The sequence below is a fragment of the Streptomyces sp. W16 genome (genome assembly GCF_033194735.1).
Classification (GTDB): Bacteria; Actinomycetota; Actinomycetes; order Streptomycetales; family Streptomycetaceae; genus Streptomyces.
Map to the genome: position 1 here is coordinate 1 of NZ_JAWOAI010000882.1, position 2,438 is coordinate 2,438.

A 2,438-nucleotide genomic window follows, 5' to 3' on the forward strand; every position below is an offset into this window, starting at 1 on the left:
GGGAGCCGGGCGCTCCAGCGCGTGAAGTTCACGAATCCTTGCCTCGTGTAGGTGTCGTCGGCCGGTTCCGGACCCTGCCGGGGGTCCGGGGGCCGCGCGGCCGGAGCCGCACATCGGTCGCGGCCCCCGGGGGATGCAGCACAGTGGGGAGAGCCTCTTGGGTGGGACGGGCGGGGGCGGGCCCGCCCGAAGTCGTGGACCAGTCTGGCAGTGTGGCGGACCGGGCCGATATTCGTCAGACGCCGGGGCCGCCGGTGGAGTTCCTCGGTCCGGTCAGTTCGACCCCTTCGGGTCGTGCGGAGGCTTTCCACCGGCCGCGAGTTCGAACTCCGCTCGCGGGTGTTCGAGTGAACCCAGGGAGACGATCTCCCGTTTGAAGAGCCCCGCCAGGGTCCATTCGGCGAGCACACGGGCCTTGCGGTTGAAGGTGGGCACCCTGCTGAGGTGGTAGACACGGTGCATGAACCAGGCAGGGTAGCCCTTCAGCTTCCGTCCGTAGACCTGCGCGACACCTTTGTGCAGTCCCAGGGAGGCGACGGAGCCGACGTACTTGTGGGCGTACGTCTGAAGGGGCTCGGCGCGCAGGGAGTGCGCGATGTTGTCGCCGAGGACCTTGGCCTGGCGGACCGCGTGCTGGGCGTTGGGGGCGGTGTCGGTGCCGGGCGCGTCGGCGGTCACGTCGGGGACGGCTGCCGCGTCTCCCGCGGCCCACGCGTGCGTGGCGCCCTCGATCGTCAGCTCCGCGGTGCACTTGAGGCGGCCGTGGGCGTTGAGCGGGAGGTCGGTGGCGGCGAGGACGGGGTGGGGTTTGACGCCGGCCGTCCACACGAGCGTGCGGGTGGGGAAGCGCTGTCCGTCGTCGAGTACGGCGACCCGGTCGACGCAGGAGGCGAGGCGGGTCTCCAGGAGGACCTGGATGTTGCGCCTGCGGAGCTGGGTGACGGTGTAGGTGCCCATCTCCTCGCCGACCTCGGGGAGGATGCGGTTGGAGGCCTCCACGAGGATCCACTTCATGTCGTCGGCCTGGACGTTGTGGTAGTAGCGCACGGCGTAGCGGGCCATGTCCTCCAGCTCGCCGAGCGCCTCGACGCCGGCGTAACCGCCTCCTACGAAGACGAAGGTCAGAGCCGCGTCGCGGATCGCGGGGTCGCGGGTGGAGGAGGCGATGTCCAGTTGCTCGATGACGTGGTTGCGCAGGCCGATGGCCTCCTCGACGGTCTTGAAGCCGATGCCGTGCTCGGCGAGACCGGGGATCGGGAGGGTGCGCGCGACCGAGCCGGGGGCCAGGACGAGTTCGTCGTACGACAGCTCTTCCGTGCCGGTGCCCTCCTCCTCGGTCGCGAGGGTGCTGAGGGTCGCGGTGCGTTTGCCGTGGTCGATGGCGGTGGCCTCGCCGATGACGACCCGGCACCGGTCGAGGACGCGGCGCAGCGGGACGACGACGTGACGGGGGGAGATCGAACCGGCGGCGGCCTCGGGGAGAAACGGCTGATACGTCATGTAAGGGTCGGGACTGACGACCGTGATCTCTACCTGCCCGCGCCTGATTTCACGTTTCAACTTCTTCTGAAGGCGCAGGGCCGTGTACATCCCGACGTAGCCGCCACCGACAACGAGAATGCGCGCGCGTTCCTTCACCATCCCATGACGCACCCGGCGCTTGAGTTTGTCCACAGGCTCGACAAATTGTGTGACCGGCCGGGGAGGTCGCGCGCGGGCGCCGGAATTGCCGGAGTGCGGGGCAGGTGCGCAGGTCAGTGGGGGTGATCGGGGTGGCGTTGGGGGGCGCAATCGGGATGTATGCGACCCGTACTCCGATCGGGGGGCGCTCCGTGCGGAACCTGCCCCTTCTGAATTGACCCCCGCTCAACTATGTTCGTGTGTCGACGGGGTGAAGGGGGATGCGCTCAACGAGCCCGCGAGAAGCGTGGTTCGTGAACCGGGCTTGTCTCACGATGCTCCGGCTGCCGATGGCGGGGAGTCTCCGGGGGGAGACGTCATTAACCGGGGGAACGTGTATGCATATTCAGGATTCTCATTGGACATCCGCGTCTGCCGTCGCATCCGGCGGCGCGGTCGGTGCGGCGGCGGGAAACGGACGCGGGGACAGCTCGCGCACGACGCCGTTGCGGGTGGACGCACAGCGCAATCTGGAGCACGTGCTGCGGGCGGCGCGTGAGGTCTTCGGCGAGCTGGGTTACGGCGCGCCGATGGAGGACGTGGCGCGGCGAGCGCGGGTCGGTGTCGGCACGGTGTACCGGCGCTTCCCGAGCAAGGACGTCCTGGTGCGCCGGATAGCCGAGGAGGAGACCTCCCGGCTGACGGACCAGGCGCGTTCGGCGCTCGGTCAGGAGGACGAGCCGTGGTCGGCGCTGTCGCGCTTCCTGCGGACGTCGGTGGCCTCGGGCGCCGGGCGGCTGCTGCCGCCGCAGGTGCTG

General features: G+C 69.6%; 2 protein-coding genes. One reads left to right on the forward strand and one right to left on the reverse strand.

All coding sequences use genetic code 11. From position 1 onward, the window contains the following. Nucleotides 1-273 precede the first annotated feature (273 nt). Nucleotides 274-1,641 carry an NAD(P)/FAD-dependent oxidoreductase gene (locus R6V09_RS50875; RefSeq protein ID WP_317888209.1) on the reverse strand — a complete coding sequence of 456 codons (1,368 nt, stop codon included), beginning with the start codon at nt 1,639-1,641 and terminating at the stop codon, nt 274-276. A 377-nt stretch (nt 1,642-2,018) separates the two neighbouring features. On the opposite strand from R6V09_RS50875, the gene R6V09_RS50880 reads away from it, so the two are divergent. Beyond that, nucleotides 2,019-2,438 (forward strand): TetR/AcrR family transcriptional regulator (locus tag R6V09_RS50880; protein ID WP_317888210.1); only part of this gene is annotated, 420 nt, incomplete at its 3' end.

What these genes read in the sequence shown, in the direction of transcription:
- R6V09_RS50875 (WP_317888209.1), bottom strand. Translation starts at nt 1,641, where the DNA reads ATGGTGAAGGAACGCGCGCGCATTCTCGTTGTCGGTGGCGGCTACGTC.